This is a genomic window from Paenibacillus phocaeensis (assembly GCF_900021165.1).
GTDB classification, from domain to species: Bacteria; Bacillota; Bacilli; order Paenibacillales; family Paenibacillaceae; genus Fontibacillus; species Fontibacillus phocaensis.
Genome location: NZ_FCOQ01000012.1, coordinates 244,430 through 263,406 on the forward strand (window position 1 = coordinate 244,430; position 18,977 = coordinate 263,406).

The window sequence follows — 18,977 nt, forward strand, 5'->3', positions numbered from 1 at the left end:
ATGACCATTTACCTTATTTCAGTAGGGATTGCGGCATTGTTCCTTGTTTTTGTCCTGGAATTGGTTCGCCGCCAAAAACTGCGGGAGCAGTATTCCCTGCTTTGGATTCTGTTCAGCGCCATCCTGCTGATCTGCTCGATGAACGTCCGGCTGATCGAATGGATCGCCGATCGGCTGGGCGTCAAATATGCTCCTGCAATCTTGTTCCTGTTCGGCCTGCTGTTCTGCTTCGCATTTATTCTGCACCTGACAATCGTCATCACTCGGCTGACTGCTCAGGTGTTGCGTTTAACCCAAGAAATCGTGATCCTGAAGGAAAGGGAGGCGGTCCGCGATCATGGACAAAACCCTTAGTTATCTGCTGCTTCTAGGGAATATTCTGCTGCTTGTAACCGGGCAGGTTCTGTTCAAAATCGGGCTCAGCCGCTCCGGGGGCCTGCATTGGGTCAAGCTCGCGACCTCACCTGCGGTGATCGGCGGCATTGTTTTGTATGTACTAGCTACGCTGCTGTGGTTTGCCGTGTTGTCACGTCTACCGCTGAGCGTTGCTTATCCGCTCCAGGCATTGGCTTACGTTCTCGCACTGATTCCGGCCTACTTCCTGTTCCACGAGACGATCACCTTGACCAAACTGGCCGGAGTCGCTGTCATTCTGCTTGGTGTGGTTTTGCTGGCAAAATAACAAAAAACAAACGGCTTGATCCCAGGGACCAAGCCGCTTGTTCTCCTCCCCCACTGCAAAAGCCTGCATTACGCGTAGATTCGGATCTCATACTCGCAGTGTTCGTCCCCGCAAACATTGCATTTCGTCTCCCGTACACTGACCTTCCGGTCTAGCATTTTGCCAAGCGCCCCCTCCAGTATGGCCCCCTCCAGGTCGCACACCTTCTTCTCTTCGATCACAGGCAATCCTTTGCAAAAGCAATCATCCACCGCAATCCGGATCAGCCTTTCGCTCTGCTCCACAATTCGCGGCAACCCAATGCGCAGCTCAGCAAAAAGGCCGAGCAGCTCCTCCAGCGTGCGAACCGGTAAGCTTTCGCCGATCTTACGGCCAATCGCAGCGGTTGTCCCCTTCCCTTCCAGCGGCAGCCCCTGCTGCATCCCAATCAGACGGATCGCTCGGAACAATTCCAGCGGCACCTGATCCCCCAGACGCACACGGTCAATCTGCCGCAGCTCATTAAACGAATACCCTCTCATTTTAGTTCCCCCAATCCTAGTTATCGGACTATATCCGTCAATAAGTCTAATTTGCCATAATCACATCCGAAGGACCTTGATCCGGATCAATGAATGGGATGTAAATATTGTGACAATAATCACTATCTCCGAATCCTCCCGCTGTTAAGTTTAAGATAATAGACCTAATAGTCATCACGAGAAAAGAGGTGCCCTGATGATTACCTGCGATTGCCATGCCCAAAATACGGATAACGCCCCATCCTGTCTGGCCCACGTCCCCGTCTTTGCACAGCTGCGCGAAGCGGAAGTAAGACTGCTGCATTCCGTCATGCGTACCTCACAGTTCCGCAAAGGTGAGATCATCTTCCGAGAAGGCGACCGCTCGGATGCTCTGTTTGTGGTCAACCGCGGCATCATAAAGCTGACCAAACTGGAGGACAACGGCAAAGAGCATATCATCCGTCTCCTGTTTCCCGGAGATTTCTTCGGTCAGTTTGCCTTACTGCAGGAGAAGCCCCATTACGCCAGCGCTATCGCAGCGGATACAACCGGCGTGTGCCGGATTCACCGCAGCGATTTCCTCGACATCTTGCGCCGCGATCCGGATACGGCAGCCCGGTTCATGACCGCGCTCAGCGCGCAGTTGGAGGAGGCGGACGCATGGGCTGCTGTGCTGACCTTGCTCGAGGCCGACCGGAGATTAGCCAAGATGCTGTTATATTTTCGCCGCAAAGCCGCTCCGAATTCCCCGGATTTCACGCTGCCCGTGTCCAAGAAGGAACTCGCCGGCCTGATCGGCGCGACGCCGGAGACGCTTAGCCGCAAGTTACGCCAGCTCAGTGATGACGGCGTACTTGGCGTCTCGCGGCGGAAGCTGCACATCCGTAACGAAGCGGAGCTGCGCCGATTGGCCGGGGAGCCCTAGGGGCGGGCAGGCCTATCTCTTTCCCGCGCTTTGCAGGATTATCCCCTTGAGTCAGATGACCAAGAAGGCGGATAAATGTGGGGAGTCGAAATCCTAACCTTCCTCGCTCGCTCCCTTAGCGAAAGGGATAATGGCGCAAAGAAGGGCATTGAGGGCAGCGTTAGCACGCCTGGCGTGTCCCCTCGCAGAAGCGGCACACCCGTAACGAAGCGGCGTTTCGCCGTCTGGCCGCAGAAGCGACACATCCGCAAGGAAGCAAAGTTTCACCGTCTGACCGCGGAAGCTGCACATCCGCGATGAAGCGGAGCTGCGCCGATTGGCTGGGGAGCCCTAGGGGCGGGCAGGCCTATCTCTTTCCCGCGCTTTGCAGGATTATCCCCTTGAGTCAGATGACCAAGAAGGCGGACAATTCGTGGAGAGTATGGGCCGGAGTAATATTGGGGGGACAGTGCTGTGATCCTCGCGGGGTAAAAATGCTCGATCCCCCTATGATTAGGACGAACGAATTGGCCAGTTGATGCCAGGACTAGGACTAGCTCTAGCTCTAGCTTTTGCTCTTGCCCCAGCCCCAGCCCTAACCCTCCCCGCTCCCTTAGCGAAAGGGATAATGGTGCAAAGAAGGGCACAGAGGGTAGTGCGAGCGCACCTGGCGCGTCCCTCGGCGGATTTGCGCACACCGTAACGAAGCGGCGTCTCTCCGGCCGGCTGCGGAAGCGGCACATCCGCAAGGAAGCAGCGCTACGCCGTCTGGCCGAGGAGACCTTCCACGCGCTCCCATAACCAAAGGGATAATGATGCAAAGAGAGCCAAGCATGTGGTCGACCGACCGCTGTCATACAGCGAAGTACCGCTAAGCTAAAAATCAACGAACGCCCCCGCGCATGCGGGAGCGTTCGTTGATTTATTGAAGCACAGCGGAGGCGGCTGAGGAGGTTACGCAAGCAGGCGCGGGCGCTATTGCGCTCTGCTGCTCTGCGATTATACTGCCTCCGGCTCGAAGCTGCCTTTAGTGAACTGGCTGTTGTATAGGTCGGCGTAGAAGCCGCCGAGTGCCAGCAACTCGTCGTGCGTCCCCTTCTCGATTACGGTGCCGTGGTTCATCACGAGGATGAGATCGGCGTCCCGAATCGTCGATAGCCGGTGGGCGATGACAAAGCTTGTTCTGCCCTTCATCAGCTCGTTCATCGCTTTCTGGATATGCACTTCCGTCCGGGTATCGACGCTGCTTGTGGCTTCGTCGAGGATGAGGATCGCCGGATCGGCGAGGATGGCCCGGGCGATCGTCAAGAGCTGCTTCTGCCCTTGCGAAATGTTCGACGCTTCCTCGTTCAGGATCGTGTTATATCCGCCCGGCAGCGTACGGATAAAGTGATCGGCATAGGCCGTCTTGGCAGCCTGCACGACATCCTCGTCGGTCGCGCCTTCCCGGCCATAGGCGATGTTGTCGCGGATCGTGCCGTTAAACAGCCACGTATCCTGCAATACCATGCCGAACAGGCTGCGCAGGTCGCCGCGTTTCATCTCGGCGATGTTCACCCCGTCCACGGTGATCGAACCGCCATTCACCTCATAGAAGCGCATCAACAGGTTGATCAGCGTTGTTTTGCCTGCGCCGGTTGGCCCGACGATCGCGATTGTTTGTCCCTGCTTCACATCGATGTTCATGTCCTCAATGAGCAAATGCTCCGGGTCGTAACCGAACTGAACGTGGTTAAAGGCTACGTTGCCGTGCGGTTCCTCCAATACGACCGGATTCTCGGCTTCCGGCACCTGCTCCTCCTCATCCAAAATTTCAAATACCCGCTCCGCCGAAGCAACGGTCGATTGGATGATGTTGGCGATATTGGCGGTCTGCGTGATCGGCATCGTAAATTGGCGGGAGTATTGGATAAATGCCTGTACATCCCCGATTTCGATCGTTCTCTTGGTAACGAGAATGCCGCCGACCACCGACACGAGCACGTATCCGATGTTGCCGATAAAGCTCATGATCGGCATGATGACGCCGGAGATAAACTGCGCCTTCCAGCCTGCTTCATACAGCCGTTCGTTAATGTTATCGAACTGTTCCAGCGACTTCGCTTCGCGGCCAAAGGCCTTAACGATTTTGTGCCCGGTGTACATTTCCTCAACATGACCGTTCAGCTGACCCAGTTCCTTCTGCTGGCGAACAAACTGCTTCTGCGAACGTTTGGCAATCGAGGTGATGGCCACGATGCTAAGGGGCAATGTCAACACGGCGATCAAGGTCATCAGCGGACTAATCGATAACATCATGGCAATCACGCCGATAATCGTCAGGACCGATGTGATCAGTTGGGTCAAGCTCTGCTGCAAGGTGCTGGCGATGTTGTCGACGTCATTGGTGACCCGGCTTAGAATTTCGCCATGTGTTCGAGCATCGAAGTACTTCAGCGGCAGCTTGTTCAGCTTCGCATTAACGTCCTTCCGCAGGTCGTACACGGTCTTCTGGGCCACGCCGGCCATCAAATATTGCTGAACATAGCTGAATAAAGCGCTCAGCACATATAACCCAATCAGTATCAGGATGATCTGCCATACATACTGGAAGTCGATCTTTGCGCCGGGAACCTGTTGAATCTTGGCCATAAAGCCTTCGAACAACTTGGTGGTCGCTTTCCCCATCACCTTCGGGCTGAAGATGCTGAACACGGTGCTCAAAATCGCCATGACCAACACGGCGGCCAGTTGAACCTTGTGCGGTCTCAAGTATCGGATCAATCGCTTTAAGGTTCCTTTGAAATCCTTCGCTTTCTCCATGGGCATGCCCATCCCAGGCCCCCCTGGTCCGCCATGCCCGCGTCGAGGGCCGCCGAATCCGCGTTTTCTATCCGTTTGCTCCCGACTCATGCGATCTCCTCCTCTGAAAGCTGCGAATACACGATTTCTTTATAAACGTCACACGACTCCATCAATTCTTGATGCGTGCCGATTCCGGCGATTTGGCTATCGTTCATCACGATGATTTGATCGGCATCCAGCACGGTGCTCACCCGCTGGGCGACGATGATCACTGTGGATTCCTTCGTTTCCTGCTTCAAGGCCGCCCGCAGCTTCGCATCCGTTTTGAAATCAAGCGCCGAGAAGCTGTCGTCGAAAATGTAGATTTCCGCCGGCCGCACCAGCGCTCGCGCGATCGACAGCCGTTGCTTCTGCCCGCCGGAAACGTTGGTACCGCCTTGAGCGATCGGCGAATCGAAGCCTTGCTCCATTTTGCCAATGAAGTCACTTGCTTGAGCAATCTCCGCCGCCCGGCGCACTTCCTCATCGGTTGCATCCTCTTTCCCATAGCGGATGTTCTCGCTGATCGTGCCGGAGAATAACACCGCCGTTTGCGGTACGAAACCGATCTTGCTGCGCAGCTCTTCCTGCGTCATGTCGCGGACGTCTACGCCATCAACCCGGACATTTCCTTCCTGGACATCGTAAAACCGCGGAATCAAGCTGATCAGCGTTGATTTCCCGGAGCCCGTCCCGCCGATGATCGCCGTCACTTGGCCCGGCTTGGCGGTGAACGTGATGTCCTGGACGGCCGGCTGTTCGGCCCCCGGATAGCTGAAGGAAACATTTTGGAATTCAACCAGTCCCTTGGCTTCCGTTGACCGGCTGCCCGCTGCCGAATCCTTGATTACCGGCACCATGTCCAGCACTTCATTAATCCGGATAGCCGAAGCCGAAGCTCGGGGGATCATCACGAACATCATCGATACCATCACCAGTGAAAACATGATTTGCATCGCATATTGCAGGAACGCCATCAGGTCGCCAACCTGCATATGCCCCGCGTCGATCCGCAAGCCGCCGTACCAAATAATCGCCACGGAGGACAGGTTCATGACCAGCATCATAATCGGCATCATAAAGGCCATAATTTTGTTGACCTTGATCGACGTATCCGTTAAATCCAGGTTCGCGGCGTCGAATCGTTTGCTCTCGTAGTCGGTCCGGTTAAACGAACGAATGACGCGAATCCCGGTCAAGCTTTCGCGCATCACGAGATTCAACTTATCGATTTTCTTCTGAATCGCTTTGAATAAAGGCAGCCCTTTGCGCGCGATCAGGAAGATCGCCCCGGCCAACACCGGCAAGATGACCACCAGTACCAGCGACAGCGTTGCATCCTTGGAAACGGCCATAATGATGCCGCCCAAGCACATCATCGGCGCCATTACCATCATGCGCAGGATCATGATCAACACCTGCTGCACTTGCGTAATGTCGTTGGTCGTGCGAGTAATTAGCGAAGCGGTGCCTATGGTGTCAAACTCCTCCAGCGAGAAATTCGAGACATGCTTGAACACCTTGCCGCGGAGCAGCTTCCCGAAGCCGGTAGCCGCCTTCGACGAGAAGTAGCTGGCTGCGATCGAGCAAGCCATTCCGCCCAGCGCGACCAACAGCATAAACCCGCCGATCTTCCAAATATATGGCGTGTCCCCGGTCACGACCCCTTTGTTTACGATGTCCGACATCAACGTCGGTAAATAGAGCTCGGATAACGTCTGGAAGAAGACGAACACTAGTACCGCCACCACAAGCCAGCGGTATGGTTTCAAATTGCGGAAAAGTTTGATCAAGTCCTATCATCTCCACGTGTTCTATTCATTCATTGCTCTTGAATTTTCTCTTTAGTGACTTGCATCTCTACATACGCGTACACCTGCTCCAACAGCTCAATCAGCTGCTGGCTCTTCTCCTCGCCCAAGAACTCCACCAGCTCCTGGACTTGGGCGGAGCGTTTCTTGGCCGTCTCCCTGATATGGTCCAGCCCCTGCTCCGTCAGCTTGACCCGAACGGCCCGACGATCCTCCTTGTCGTTGTAACGCAAGACCAGCCCGCGCTCCTCAAGGCTGCGAACAAGCGGCGTAACGGTCGGAGACGCCACCTCCAACATCGCACTAAGCTCGGAGACGGTTACCCCGCGCTCCTCCTTCTCCATCCCATGCAGAAGATGGAACATCAGTCTGACTTCGCTTGGTTTCAACGCCGACGGCGTCAGCTTACTGAAATCCAGCCTCCGAAAGCGGTGAAAAGCCTTCAGCAGACTAAGCGCCTGCGGGTTATCACCGGTGAACAAATCAATCCCCCCTATTTATTTACACAGTTTAAATATTAGGAATACTATTATTTCGTACGCCTAATTATAAGAGCCGCACCCAGCGAAGTCAAGCGCCGTCAAAATTCAGACAAATCAGGCAAAAAAAGACCGTACAAACGAGCGCTGAGCCCGTCTGTAACGGTCTGAAATTCAGGGTTCTATGGGCTTGTGTTCCAGTTTCAGATCCTGCAGGCTTTTGAACTCGTACCCCTGACGCCGGGCTTCGTCAATAATCGCCCCCAGGGCCGCCGCATTGTCCTTAGAGACGGAGTGCAAAAGGATTACCGCCCCGGGGTGCAGTTGCGATACCACTTTCTGGTAGGCGTATTTCGACCCGCGCTGGTCGTTGACGTCCCAGTCTTTATAGGCCACGGACCAGAAAACGTTCGTATATCCCAGCGCCTTCGTTACTCGCAGCGTCCGATCGCTGAAAATCCCGCGGGGCGGACGCAGAAATTCCATCGTGGATTGTCCGGTGACGCGGCCTGCCGCGCTTTTTACCTTCTCCAGCTCCTCCCGGATCTGTGCGTCGGAGATTGTCGTCATGTCCGGGTGGCTCCAGGAGTGGTTGCCGATCAGATGGCCTTCTGCGACCATGCGCTTAAGAAGCTCCGGCTGATCCTTAATATAGTGGCCCGTAACGAAGAAGATCGCCGGGACCTTCTTTGCCTTCAGCGTATCGAGAATCGGCGCGGTATACCCGTTCTCATACCCGTTGTCGAACGTCAGGAATAATTCCTTGTGCGAGGGGTCTGCCATGAAAATCGCGCCGTTCTTGTCGATAATGTCTTTGAAACCTTCCTCATTGATTGAGGGAAGCTGTCCGCCGACGCTTTTTTTGAACCCGAAGTGGTGGGCAACGTCCGCCTGAGCTGCGGCAATGGAACCTCCCGTTCCGAACAGCAGGCTGGCCAGCAATGAACAGATCAAGGCAAACTTCACAGCGTTCTCTCCTTCGTGGCTTTTCAAGGTAAGCTTGTTTCGACATGCCCCCTTACTATCTGCCAATTTCCCTGGAAATATGCGCTGGTCCCTTTAATTGCCCGTGCCGTGAGTGGCCTACTCAAAGGGGGTTGTGCGGCAACACTTCGGCCTCTTCGCGGCGGAGTTTACTTTGATAGCCCGCTGTGCTTGTACCCGTAGGCAAAATAGACGAGGAGTCCAATCCCCATCCAGATCAGGAAAGCGATCCAGGTCACCGCGGGCAGGCTGATTAGCAGGTAACCGCAAGTCAATACGGCCAGCAGCGGAATCCAAGGGACCAGAGGAACTCGAAAAGACCGATTTAAGTCCGGACGCGATTTGCGTAGAAGGATGATGCCCAGCGAAACCGAGATAAACGCGAACAAGGTCCCGATACTGACCAGATCCGCCAGTTTTCGCAGCGGGATCAGCCCGGCAAAGATCGCAACCACAACCCCCGTCACCCAGGTGCTGACTGCCGGCACGCCGGTCTTTGAATGCAGCCGGGCCAGCGGCTTCGGCAGCAGACCGTCGCGCCCGATCGCATACAACAGACGGGACTGGCTAAACAGCAGCACGAATAATACGGTCGTAATGCCAACGATCGCCCCGAGGGAAATAAAGCCCGCCACCCAGTTCTGGTTGATATATTGCAAAGCGAAGGCCACCGGATTTTTCACATTTAATTGATCGTAAGGAACAATCCCCGTCAGCACGGCCGTCACGAGAACGTACAGCAAGGAGCACACAACCAGGGACCATAAAATGCCGCGCGGCAAGTCCCTCTGCGGGTTCTTTACCTCTTCCGCCGCCGTGGCTACGGCATCGAACCCAATATAGGACAGGAAGGCCGTCGCCGCTCCCGTCACGACCCCGCTGAAGCCAAAGGGCATAAACGGCGTCCAATTGCCCGGCTTGACGTAGAACGCTCCCACGACGATAAAAAGCAGGATGACCGCGATTTTGACGAGGACCATGATCGAATTCAGCCGGGAGGATTCCTTGGAGCCGCGGGAGACGATCAACGTCAGCACGAGGACGATCAAGATCGCCGGAACGTCGATATAAGTACCGTTCGCCGGATCAAAGGCGCTGCTCAGGGCGGTTGGCAACGTAATGCCCATGCCGGCCATCAAGCCTTGAAAATACCCCGACCATCCGCTGGCGACCATCGAAGCGGCAAAACCGTATTCCAGAATCATATCCCAGCCGAGGATCCAGGCGATCAACTCACCAAAGGTGGCATAGCTGTAAGTATAAGCACTCCCGGTCACGGGGACCATGGAGGCAAATTCGGCATAACACAACGCGCAGAAGGCGCAGACGATCCCTGCCAGAAGGAAGGATAAAATCAAACCCGGGCCGGCGTGTTGAGCGGCCGCCACCCCGGTGAGCACGAAGATCCCCGTCCCCACAATACAGCCGATGCCCAGCATGGCCAGGTCAAAGACGCCCAGCTCTTTTTTCATGCCGCCGGCTCCTGCGCCGGCCGATTGCTTCTCTTGAAGCATGGAGGCAATCGATTTCTTTCGCAGTAAACTCATGTAACTTTCCCCTAATCTACAATTTGTGAATCATTTCGCTATTATAGGCAGGCTGCACCGGTTGTACAAGTAGTCTGACGTCGTCAGGTTTGTCAGTTCTCAGACAATTCGCGGAGTTCAGCCCATCTGAGGGGTCAGCACTTCCCGGGCAAACCGGATCCATTCGCGGGTAGCAAATGACAGATACCGGTCGTCGCGCCATACGATCCCAAGCTTCCAGGGAATCACCGGCCGGACGAGCGGGATGATCCGCACGCCTTCGTCATCGATTTCGCGGCAGATCGTTTCCGGCAGCAACGTGATGCCAAGGCCGACGGCCACCATTTCACTAATGAGATCCCATTGCGAGCTTTCATAGATGACATGCGGCTGAAATCCGGCCTTCGCACACTCTCCGATAATCCGATCATGCAACGTAAAATCCTCGCGAAATAACACGAACCCGTCCTGGGCCAGCTCGGCCAGTTCCGCCGATTTCCGCTCCGCGAGCGGATGCGAGGGATGCACGACTAGGTTGAGCTTCTCCTCAACAAAAGAAAAACAGCTGAGCTCCGCCTCCACAGTCGGCAGCACGACAACCCCCACGTCCAGCGTTCCCGCGGCGACGTCCTGCTCCACTTTTTTGGCCCCATCCTCAAATAATTGAATGGTGATATCGGGGTAACGTTGATGGAATTCCCCAATCACCTTCGGGAAGAAGCTTGACCCTACCATTGGCGGAAGCCCGATCCGAAGATGTCCCTTCTTCAAATTGCGCAAATCGTCGAGCTCCGCCATCAGATTCTGGAAGGACGTCACGATTTGCTGGGCCTGCGTGGCGATAATCCGGCCGGCGTCGGTCAACTCGATTCTTTTGCCAACCCGGTCGAACAGCACAACCCCAAGCTCCTCCTCCATCGCTTTGATCGTTTTGCTGATGGACGGCTGCGTAATATACAGCGCCTCCGCCGCCTTGGTAAAGCTCCGCAGCCTTGCGACCTCGATTAATACCTGCATTTGTCGAATATCCAACAGCCTGCTCCCCTCTAATTTAAATTTATATAACCAAATGGAATGATCTTCATTCTATATATTCATTTTACTCATGAAAATAATCGCTGTAAAATTTACATTACCAATCATACAGAAGGGAGCTGCTCTTATGAACAAGATGAAAGAGATGAGCATCGGAATTCTCCAAGTTGCCATCCTGTTCCTCGCCTCCATGGCGCTGAATAAGGTGGCGGAGCTGCTCCATTTACCGATTCCAGGTTCGATTCTTGGCATTGCCGTGTTGTTTACCTTGCTAAAGACAGGCGTCGTCAAGCTGAAATGGATTGAACGAGGCGCGAATTGGCTGCTGGCCGAGCTGCTGCTGTTCTTTATTCCGTCCGCCGTTGGCGTCATGCAATATATCCCTTTGCTCGAAAGCGAAGGCGTTCGGATTTTAATTGTTGTGATCCTCAGTACCGTCATCGTTATGGTTTGTTCCGGGTTCATTGCTTCACGCATCGAAAAACGAAAGGAGGGCCGAGTCTCATGATGATCGGTATCTTGTTCTTAGCGGCTACTCTTGTTATCTACGCGCTCTCTAAACGGCTGTATCTTATTCGGCCGAGAGTGTATTTGTCCCCGCTGCTGATCACTCCGTTGATTCTGGTCATCGGCTTGCTGTGGGCGCAGATCCCTTATGAAGCTTATCATTCCGGAGGCAAATGGCTAAGCAGCCTGCTGCAGCCGGCTACGATCGCTTTTGCGATCCCGCTGTACAAATACTACAATGTGCTGAAAAAACACGCTGTGGAAATTTTCATCAGCGTGCTGAGCGGCTCCGTGGTCGCCATGTTCTCCTCGGCCTTTCTGGCCGAATGGCTGCATCTGGATAACCGGTTGATCAGCAGCTTGATCCCCCGCTCGATTACGACGCCGATTGCGATGAATGTATCGCAGGTGATCGGCGGCGTACCGAACATCACCGCGGTTTTCGTCATTCTGACCGGCTTGCTTGGCGCCATGCTGGGGCCGCTGGTCATGAAGCTGTTCCGGATTGAAGGGGAGGTCGCCCGCGGCGTTCTCTTCGGCACCAGCGCCCACGGGACGGGAACGTCCAAAGCGTTTGAGCTGAGCTCCTTAACCGGAACGATCTCCAGCATCTCCATGATCCTGGCTGCCCTGTTTACATTAGGGGTCGCCCCAATGCTGATTGCCGTGCTTCACTTTTAAGGTTGGTTCCTCCTAAATTTTCACATATAGCAACACCTTTGGGCTCCGCTGCGGCGGGGCCGTTTTTTTGTCGTTATTTGGAAAATAATGTCATTGTCGCCCCTATCAATCTATTATATGATTAATTAGTTATGATTCTCGTTTGAGAGAGGTGCCTGGAGTCTTGCTTTTTAATTCGTACGAATTCATTTTTGCGTTTTGGCCGGTTTCGTTTATCGTTTATTTTCTGTTGAACCGGTTATGCCCGCCCGTATTCGGCAAGCTGTGGCTCGCTGCGGCCTCCCTGTTCTTCTACAGTTATTGGAGCATCAAGTCGCTGCCGCTTATTCTGGCGTCAATTGCTTTCAACTATGTGATGGGACGCTCGATTAACCATTCCGCCGACAAGCCGGTCCGGCTGCGGAAGCTGCTGCTTACGCTCGGTATTACCGGCAACGTGCTGCTGCTCGGCTATTATAAGTATGCCGACTTTTTCATTACGAATATCAATTCGCTGTTTGCTTCGCATATCAAGCTGCTGGAGCTGGCGCTGCCGCTGGGGATCAGCTTCTTCACTTTCACCCAGATCGCTTATCTTGTGGACGCCTACCGCGGCAAGGCGAGGGAATACAGCATCGTCAGCTACGTGCTGTTCGTTACGTTTTACCCGCATCTGATCGCCGGACCGATCTTGCATCATAAAGAGATGATGCCCCAGTTCGACCGGCCTCGGAGCAAAAGGATCATCCCGGGCAATGTGGCCCGCGGCTTCTTTATTTTCTGCATCGGCTTGTTTAAGAAGGTGGTCATCGCCGATACGCTGGCGCCTATTGCTACCCAGGGCTTTGATGTTTCAACGCATCTGGGATTTGTCGAAGCCTGGATTACTTCATTGGCTTATACCTTCCAGCTGTACTTCGACTTCAGCGGATATTCGGATATGGCGATCGGGATCGCGCTGCTGTTCAACATTAAGCTGCCGATCAACTTCAACTCGCCTTACAAAGCCCTCAGCATCAAGGATTTCTGGAGCCGTTGGCATATGACGTTAAGCCGGTTCCTGAAGGATTATATTTATATTCCGCTTGGCGGAAACCGCAAAGGGACGTTCCGGACTTACTTCAACCTGGTAGCGACTTTTCTGATCGGCGGCTTCTGGCACGGCGCAGGCTGGACCTTTATCGTCTGGGGGCTGATGCACGGGATCGCCCAAGTCATTCAGCGGTTATGGCAAAAGACCGGGATCGCCCTGCCCCGCTGGTGCGGCTGGCTGATCACTTTCCTGTTCATCAATTTCACCTGGGTGTTCTTCCGGGCGACTTCTTGGGACGATGCGCTTAAGGTATTGCGCGGCATGATCAGCATCGGTGAAATCCACGTGTCCCTGACTTTGGCAAGCCAAGCGCTGCTGATTCTTGCGGCCTTCGCTCTGGCCATCTTCGCGCGGAATTCGATGGAACTCAAGCTGAAGTTCAAGCCGAACCTGCGTTATGCGGCGTATATCGCTGGATTGTTCGTATTCTCGATCCTGTACTTCAATCAGGTCAGCGAATTTTTGTATTTTACGTTCTAATTTTTGACGTTGGCAAAAAGGAGAATTTCCCTTGAAAAATATTCGTTTCGTCGTCTGGTTTATGGCCTTTGTTCTGTTGTTCGCGACCCTGGTCGGTTCGTTCGTCTATGCCGTCGATCCGTTGCAGCTCTACCGGAAGGCCTCCTATCCGCCGCTCTTTACCAAGCAGCAGCGATATCAAACCCCCGGCCTGGCTAAGAACTACGCCTATGACACAATCATCCTCGGCAGTTCCATGACCGAAAACTTCGTGCCTTCGGAGGTTGGCCAACGGCTCGGCGGCAACGTGATGAAGCTGTCAATGGAGGGCTCTACCGCCAAGGAGCAGCGCTTGATCGCAGATGTAGCGGTGGGCACCGGCCAGGTTAAAAAGGTGTTGTGGGGGATCGACTATTTCTCGTTCCGGGACAATGCTGTGCGGGATGAAGCTAATTTCCCGTTTTACCTGTACGATAACAAGATCTGGAACGACTATAAATACCTGCTGAACATATCCGATGTCAAGCATGCGTTTGGGGCGCTGCTCCTGCCCAAGGATCAAATGCCCCAGTTGCGCAACCTGGATTTGTTGAACAATTGGGACGCCTCCGCCAGTTATGGGCCGGATCAGGTGTTTGCGAAGTGGCAGGACGCCCGGATATCGGAGCAGTTGACGGCGGAATACGAGCCCTCCTTGGAGATCGTCAAGCAAAACTTCGAGGACAATACGATGAGCTTTATCGAGAAGCATCCGGAGATCGAGTTTATCATCTACTATCCGCCATATTCCATCTTGCGTCAGCAGATGTGGTACAGCTTGAATCCCCAGCGCTTCGAGAATCAGCTGGAGATGAAGAAGTATATGTACGAGCGGTTCAGCGCTTATGATAATGTCCGGGTGTACGATTTTCAGAGCGACAGCACCATTACCTACGATCTGGACGAATACAAGGATTTGTCGCATCATTCCGCCGATATCAATCGCCGGATTGTGGAGGAGATCGCCGCAGGCACCCATCAGGTCACCGCAGCGAATGTGGAGTTGAACAACCGCCTGCTGCAGGAACAGGTGCAAAGCCTGGTGATCAACCAAGACGGACCGGTGTACTCCGTAGTCTTCCAACTGAACGGTCAGGAGATCGCCTTCGACGAGCTTCCGCCCGCCGATAACGATCAGGTCCGCGTACCGTTGAAGGACTTCGCCGTGGCTGCCGGTATCGAGTTCAACTATGACGCCGCCGAGAAGACCGCCAGCTTGACCCGCGGCGACCGGGAGGTCAAGGTAGCCGTTGATGCGGACAGCGCCACCGTCAACGGCACGAAGACCCCTCTGGAGACGCCGGCGAAGATCTACAACGGCCGGCTGACCGGCCCGCTGCTCCAAATCATCGACCTGCTGCAAGGTGAGGTTGAGGTGGACCACTCGGAGCAGGAATCTTATATCGTAACGTATAACATTACGTTGAAATAATCGACGACACCCCCCTCGCCGTATGGCGAGGGGGGTGGTTGTGTGAGACGCTGAACAGGAAGTCAGGCGAACCGTTGAACAACGAGCCGGCCGGATGCCTGCTGCTGTGACCTGTTGCTGTAGACTGCTGCCGTAGCTTATTGCTGTAACCCGCTGCGATAGCTTGCTGCGGCAACCCGCGGCGGTAGCCTGTTGCTGTAACGCTTATGAGCAACGCTATTGGCTGCAAAATCCCGTCTAAAAAACTGTAACGCTTGTCAGAGCGCTTATTCGCTCATTTTGATGCTAAAACGGCGGGTTTTGCACCAAATAAGGCTCTAGATCAGCGTTAAAAATAAAAAACCAATCCAAAAGCCCAAATAAGACTTCTGGCAAGCGTTAGCGCCCGCCCCACTTGGGGAGCAAGCATATCCGTGCGTGAAGCTGCACGGCAGTGCACCGCAAAACGCTGCAAAGTGCAGCAAAGTACTGCGGAGCACCTCAAGCGGCTGCGATATGCCGCAGCGCACATACGCTACGCTGAGGTAGGGCCGCCAAGACACGTCGCTCAGCGCCGCTGCACTTATCGCACGTAGCCACCAAGGGTACATACCTCAGGTTGCTACACGCGCAGCATTCCGCCTCAGGTCATGTACGTGCCGCACCACCATTGCACGCACACACTACACGCTGCCATAGCTCGTTGCTTCGCCTCGCAACCTGCAGGCATCAAGCTGCTTACATATTGCTGGATGTTGCGCACGTTTCTGCATATTGCTACATATTGCGCATGTTGCGCACGTTTCTGCATAATGCCACATACTGCACATATTTCTACATATTTCCGCACGTTACTCCATGTCGCTACATATTGTACATATTTCTACATATTCCCGCGTGTTACTCCATGTTGCCGCATATTGCCTACAAATTGCGCACCTTGCTGCATAGTGTCGCAAGCAGCCTCACGTTGCCGCCAACGCCTGCCTGTGCGCAGCCCCGCTATCCCTGCCGGAGACGCTGCAGTTCGCGGCAATGCGGGCAATTTTCTTTGACGCACACTTTCTCCTTCAGGGCCTGCAGGTCTCGAACGACGAAGCCTTTGCGGCTGACCTGGAGGACGCCTTCCTTGCGAAGGCTGGTCAGCAGGCGACTCACGGTCTCGCGGGCAAATCCGATCGTACTGGCCAGTTCCTGATGCGTAACCGGGATCGGGACGACAACTTCGCCTCCCCGCTCCACGCCAAAATGCTCCGCGAGGGAGATCAGGAATGATATTCCCCGTTCCTCCGCGCTCCGCTGATTCAAATTCAGCAGCTTGCTTTGCAGCTCGCGGATTTTGCCGCTCATCAGGCCCATCATCTTGAAAGCCAGTTCCGGGGAACCCGCCAGCAACTGCTCGAAGGAGCGGAGCGGGATCGCCAGCAGGCTGGTTTCGACTACGGTAGTGGCGGTCACCGGCGAGGCTTCTGCATCGAACCGGCCGGTGAGGGGGAACATGTCACCCTGCTTCAGAAACGAGAAAATTTGCTCATTTCCTCTCTCATCCGTCCGGCTCGTCTTGATCAGCCCGTTTGCCACAAAATATACCGCCTCCACCTCATCCCCTTCCCGAAACACAGCTGCTCGGCGGGCCAGCAGCCGGGGCACAACAAGCGCTCCGATCCGGGCAGCCTCCTCAGCGGAAAGCCCTTGAAACAAGGGGAAGGAACGCAAGAGTTGGGTTGAATGATCCATCTTCCCCGCCCCCTATTCAAAGACTTCTTCTTCAGCAACGTTCGGTTTCCGCAAGTGAAACATCGAACGAACGACAACGTAAACCAGCGGCAGAATCCCCGCGACGATAAAGATCGTATCCGGGATCATCCGCAGCCACAGCAGCAGGCTCACCGTATCCTGCTGGTAGAATGAGAAGTCGCGCGCCGACCAGAAGCCAAAGTCGAACGAGTGCTTCAACTGGATGAAGCCCACCGGCAGTAAGGTGATCACGATCATCCCTGTCAGCCCGAGGTTCAGCCCCCAGCAGGAGAGGCGCAGCAGCTTGTCGTTCCACTGCTCCGGCTTCACGATATTCCGCATCGTATACAGCAACACCGCAATCGCAAACATCCCGTATACGCCCATCATCGATCCGTGGGCATGGGCCGTCGTCAACGTAGAGCCGTGCATGAAATAATTCACCGCCGGCAGGTTGATCAAGTATCCCAGCACCCCTGCGCCGATTAAGTTCCAAATGGCGGTGGAGACCAGGAATCGGAAAGCCGAAGTGTACGGGAACGTTTGTCCGCCGTCCTTCATCATTTTGTATTGGTCATAAGCCTCCAGAATCAGCAGCGTCAGCGGAATGACTTCCAATGCCGAGAATACGGCCCCCAAGGCAATCCAGACTTCGGCTGAGCCATTGTAATAATAATGGTGGCCGATCCCGATGACGCCGCTGCCCAGCAGCAAGATGAGCTGGAACAATAAGGAGCGCACCGTCGATTCCTTGGTCACCAGCTTCATCCGTACCATCAGGAAACCGATGACGACGACGGCGAACACTTCGAAAATCCCTTCCACCCACAGGTGAATGATCCACCAGCGCCAGTAGTCCGCATAAGTGAATGATGTCGACGGATTAAAGAAGAAGGCAAAGATATAGAAGAACGGAACGGCAATCGCCGAGTAGAACAACAAGTGGGTTAATCCGCCCTTATCGGTCTCCTTCCGCAAAGCGCTGCGGATGGCGCGATACACGATAAACAGCCAGATCCCCATCCCGATCACAAGCAGAACTTGCCAGAAGCGGCCCAGCTCCAGATACTCCCAACCTTGGTGGCCAAGCCAGAACCACAGGTTGCCGAGGTAGCCTTTTGCCCCGAGCCATTCGCCTAGGGTACTCCCTACCGTGAGCGCGACCAGCGCCCAGAACAGGATATCTACCAGCAACCCCTGACGTCGAGGCTCCTTCCCGCCAACGAGCGGGGCAACATAAATCCCCATCCCCAACCATGCCGTCGCCACCCAAAGGATGACCAACTGCAAGTGATACGACTTCGCAATGTTGAACGGGAAGAGCTTAACGATCCAATCCAACCCGAAGAAACTGTTGGGCTCTACATAATAATGCGCCAGCAGCGCGCCGAAACCAACTTGAATCAGAAACAGCAGCACCACGACGAGAAAATATTTTGCCGTCTTGACCTGACTTGCCGTCACCGGCATGCGGTTCAAATCCAGCACCGGGAATTTCCCGGGTTCATAAGCCTCCTGCATATGCAGCCGGTAACGGTTGTAGAAATACAACACCAAACCGAGCACAAGGATCAACAGCGTCATGCTGATGCCGCTCCATAATACGGCGGAATAACTCATCGTGTTGCCGGCGTCCTCGAAATAAGGCCAGTTATTCGTATACGTAATCGTGTCGCCCGGCCGCTGAGTGCCGGACAACCAGGCGGTCCAGAAGAAGAAATCGGCAATTTGCTTCCGCATATCCCCGGGCGCCACATAAGCGCGTCCTTCCTCCGGCATCGTTTCGTTCCCGAACAAATTCGGCTGGATCCCGCGCCCGTCCCCTTCCGTGAAGACCTGGTCATAATAAGCGCGAACCTGCTTCAAACCCTCGGCCTGACCGTCGGTCAGCACCAAGGTCTTCGCGTTCTTATCGTAGCGGTTCTGTTTCATTTCCGCCTGAACCTTCTCGAAAATCAACGTTTGCTGCTCCGGATCCAGCTCGGCATAGGTCGTGCCGTACTCCGCTTGCGCATGTTGATCGTGCATCGCGTCCGTAACGATTTTTAGCGCCTGCGCCGTGTAATCCGGTCCCAAATAAGAGCCGTGCCCCAGCACGGTGGCGTAGTCCATCAGACCATATTTTTGAAATACCGCTTGCCCTCCGGTAATCTGCTCCCGGGTTGTCAACACCTCGCCGTCAGCATCCACGATTTGAAGCGGCGTCGGGGCCTGCGATTTAAAGATCCAATATCCTCCGGCAATGAGCACCGTGAAGCTGAGTAAAAGGACGCCAATCAGAATCCCCTTCAAAAACGAATTTTGGGCTTGGTTTCCCCTCATTC

16 protein-coding genes are annotated in these 18,977 nt (G+C 54.6%); 7 read left to right on the forward strand and 9 right to left on the reverse strand.

Annotation, left to right across the window (positions count from 1 at the left end; translation table 11 throughout):
- Both BN3795_RS06600 and BN3795_RS06605 read left to right on the forward strand, forming a co-directional pair.
- Positions 1–354, forward strand: coding sequence for a DUF2304 domain-containing protein (locus tag BN3795_RS06600; RefSeq protein WP_068783910.1), 354 nt, complete (start codon positions 1–3; stop codon positions 352–354).
- A complete protein-coding gene (locus BN3795_RS06605; RefSeq protein ID WP_068783911.1) occupies positions 338–682 on the forward strand; it encodes an EamA family transporter in 345 nt (114 codons plus the stop codon). The genes BN3795_RS06600 and BN3795_RS06605 overlap by 17 nt, the downstream gene beginning before the upstream one ends.
- 68 nt (positions 683–750) lie before the next feature.
- On the opposite strand, the gene BN3795_RS06610 is transcribed toward BN3795_RS06605, so the two are convergent.
- Positions 751–1,203, reverse strand: a complete 453-nt coding sequence (locus tag BN3795_RS06610) for a V4R domain-containing protein (RefSeq protein ID WP_068783912.1) — start codon at positions 1,201–1,203, stop codon at positions 751–753.
- A gap of 196 nt (positions 1,204–1,399) precedes the next feature.
- Between BN3795_RS06610 and BN3795_RS06615 the strand changes: the two genes are divergently transcribed.
- On the forward strand, positions 1,400–2,110 hold the full coding sequence (locus tag BN3795_RS06615) for a Crp/Fnr family transcriptional regulator (protein ID WP_068783913.1): 711 nt from the start codon (positions 1,400–1,402) through the stop codon (positions 2,108–2,110).
- A 978-nt stretch (positions 2,111–3,088) separates the two neighbouring features.
- Here BN3795_RS06615 and BN3795_RS06630 read toward each other — a convergent pair.
- The 6 genes from BN3795_RS06630 to cidR form a co-directional block, all read right to left on the reverse strand.
- Complete coding sequence (locus tag BN3795_RS06630) at positions 3,089–4,981, reverse strand: ABC transporter ATP-binding protein (RefSeq protein ID WP_068783916.1); 1,893 nt, start codon at positions 4,979–4,981, stop codon at positions 3,089–3,091.
- Positions 4,978–6,705, reverse strand: a complete 1,728-nt coding sequence (locus BN3795_RS06635) for an ABC transporter ATP-binding protein (protein ID WP_068783917.1) — start codon at positions 6,703–6,705, stop codon at positions 4,978–4,980. Before BN3795_RS06635 ends, BN3795_RS06630 begins: the two co-directional genes overlap by 4 nt.
- A gap of 29 nt (positions 6,706–6,734) precedes the next feature.
- The gene (locus BN3795_RS06640; protein WP_068783918.1) at positions 6,735–7,205 is read right to left on the reverse strand and encodes a MarR family winged helix-turn-helix transcriptional regulator; all 471 of its coding nucleotides are present in this window, start codon (positions 7,203–7,205) and stop codon (positions 6,735–6,737) included.
- Positions 7,206–7,376: 171 nt separating this feature from the next.
- Positions 7,377–8,168, reverse strand: coding sequence for a delta-lactam-biosynthetic de-N-acetylase (gene pdaA / locus BN3795_RS06645; protein ID WP_110945054.1), 792 nt, complete (start codon positions 8,166–8,168; stop codon positions 7,377–7,379).
- Between the two features lie 167 nt (positions 8,169–8,335).
- Entirely contained in the window at positions 8,336–9,733 is a 1,398-nt protein-coding gene (locus BN3795_RS06650; protein WP_068783919.1) for an amino acid permease, read from the reverse strand.
- A gap of 117 nt (positions 9,734–9,850) precedes the next feature.
- Positions 9,851–10,744, reverse strand: a complete 894-nt coding sequence (gene cidR / locus BN3795_RS06655) for a cidABC operon transcriptional activator CidR (protein WP_110945055.1) — start codon at positions 10,742–10,744, stop codon at positions 9,851–9,853.
- 139 nt (positions 10,745–10,883) lie between these two features.
- On the opposite strand from cidR, the gene BN3795_RS06660 reads away from it, so the two are divergent.
- The 4 genes from BN3795_RS06660 to BN3795_RS06675 all read left to right on the forward strand — a co-directional run bounded on the left by BN3795_RS06660 (position 10,884) and on the right by BN3795_RS06675 (position 14,937).
- Positions 10,884–11,255, forward strand: coding sequence for a CidA/LrgA family protein (locus BN3795_RS06660; RefSeq protein WP_068784061.1), 372 nt, complete (start codon positions 10,884–10,886; stop codon positions 11,253–11,255).
- Positions 11,255–11,935 carry a CidB/LrgB family autolysis modulator gene (locus BN3795_RS06665; protein WP_068784060.1) on the forward strand — a complete coding sequence of 227 codons (681 nt, stop codon included), beginning with the start codon at positions 11,255–11,257 and terminating at the stop codon, positions 11,933–11,935. The genes BN3795_RS06660 and BN3795_RS06665 overlap by 1 nt, the downstream gene beginning before the upstream one ends.
- A gap of 163 nt (positions 11,936–12,098) precedes the next feature.
- The gene (locus BN3795_RS06670) at positions 12,099–13,487 is read left to right on the forward strand and encodes an MBOAT family O-acyltransferase (protein WP_068783920.1); all 1,389 of its coding nucleotides are present in this window, start codon (positions 12,099–12,101) and stop codon (positions 13,485–13,487) included.
- Positions 13,488–13,518: 31 nt separating this feature from the next.
- Positions 13,519–14,937, forward strand: coding sequence for a copper amine oxidase N-terminal domain-containing protein (locus BN3795_RS06675; protein ID WP_068783921.1), 1,419 nt, complete (start codon positions 13,519–13,521; stop codon positions 14,935–14,937).
- 981 nt (positions 14,938–15,918) lie between these two features.
- Here the strand turns inward: BN3795_RS06675 and BN3795_RS06680 are convergent.
- A complete protein-coding gene (locus tag BN3795_RS06680; RefSeq protein WP_068783922.1) occupies positions 15,919–16,653 on the reverse strand; it encodes a Crp/Fnr family transcriptional regulator in 735 nt (244 codons plus the stop codon).
- Between the two features lie 12 nt (positions 16,654–16,665).
- Complete coding sequence (locus tag BN3795_RS06685) at positions 16,666–18,975, reverse strand: nitric-oxide reductase large subunit (RefSeq protein WP_068783923.1); 2,310 nt, start codon at positions 18,973–18,975, stop codon at positions 16,666–16,668.
- Positions 18,976–18,977 lie beyond the last annotated feature (2 nt).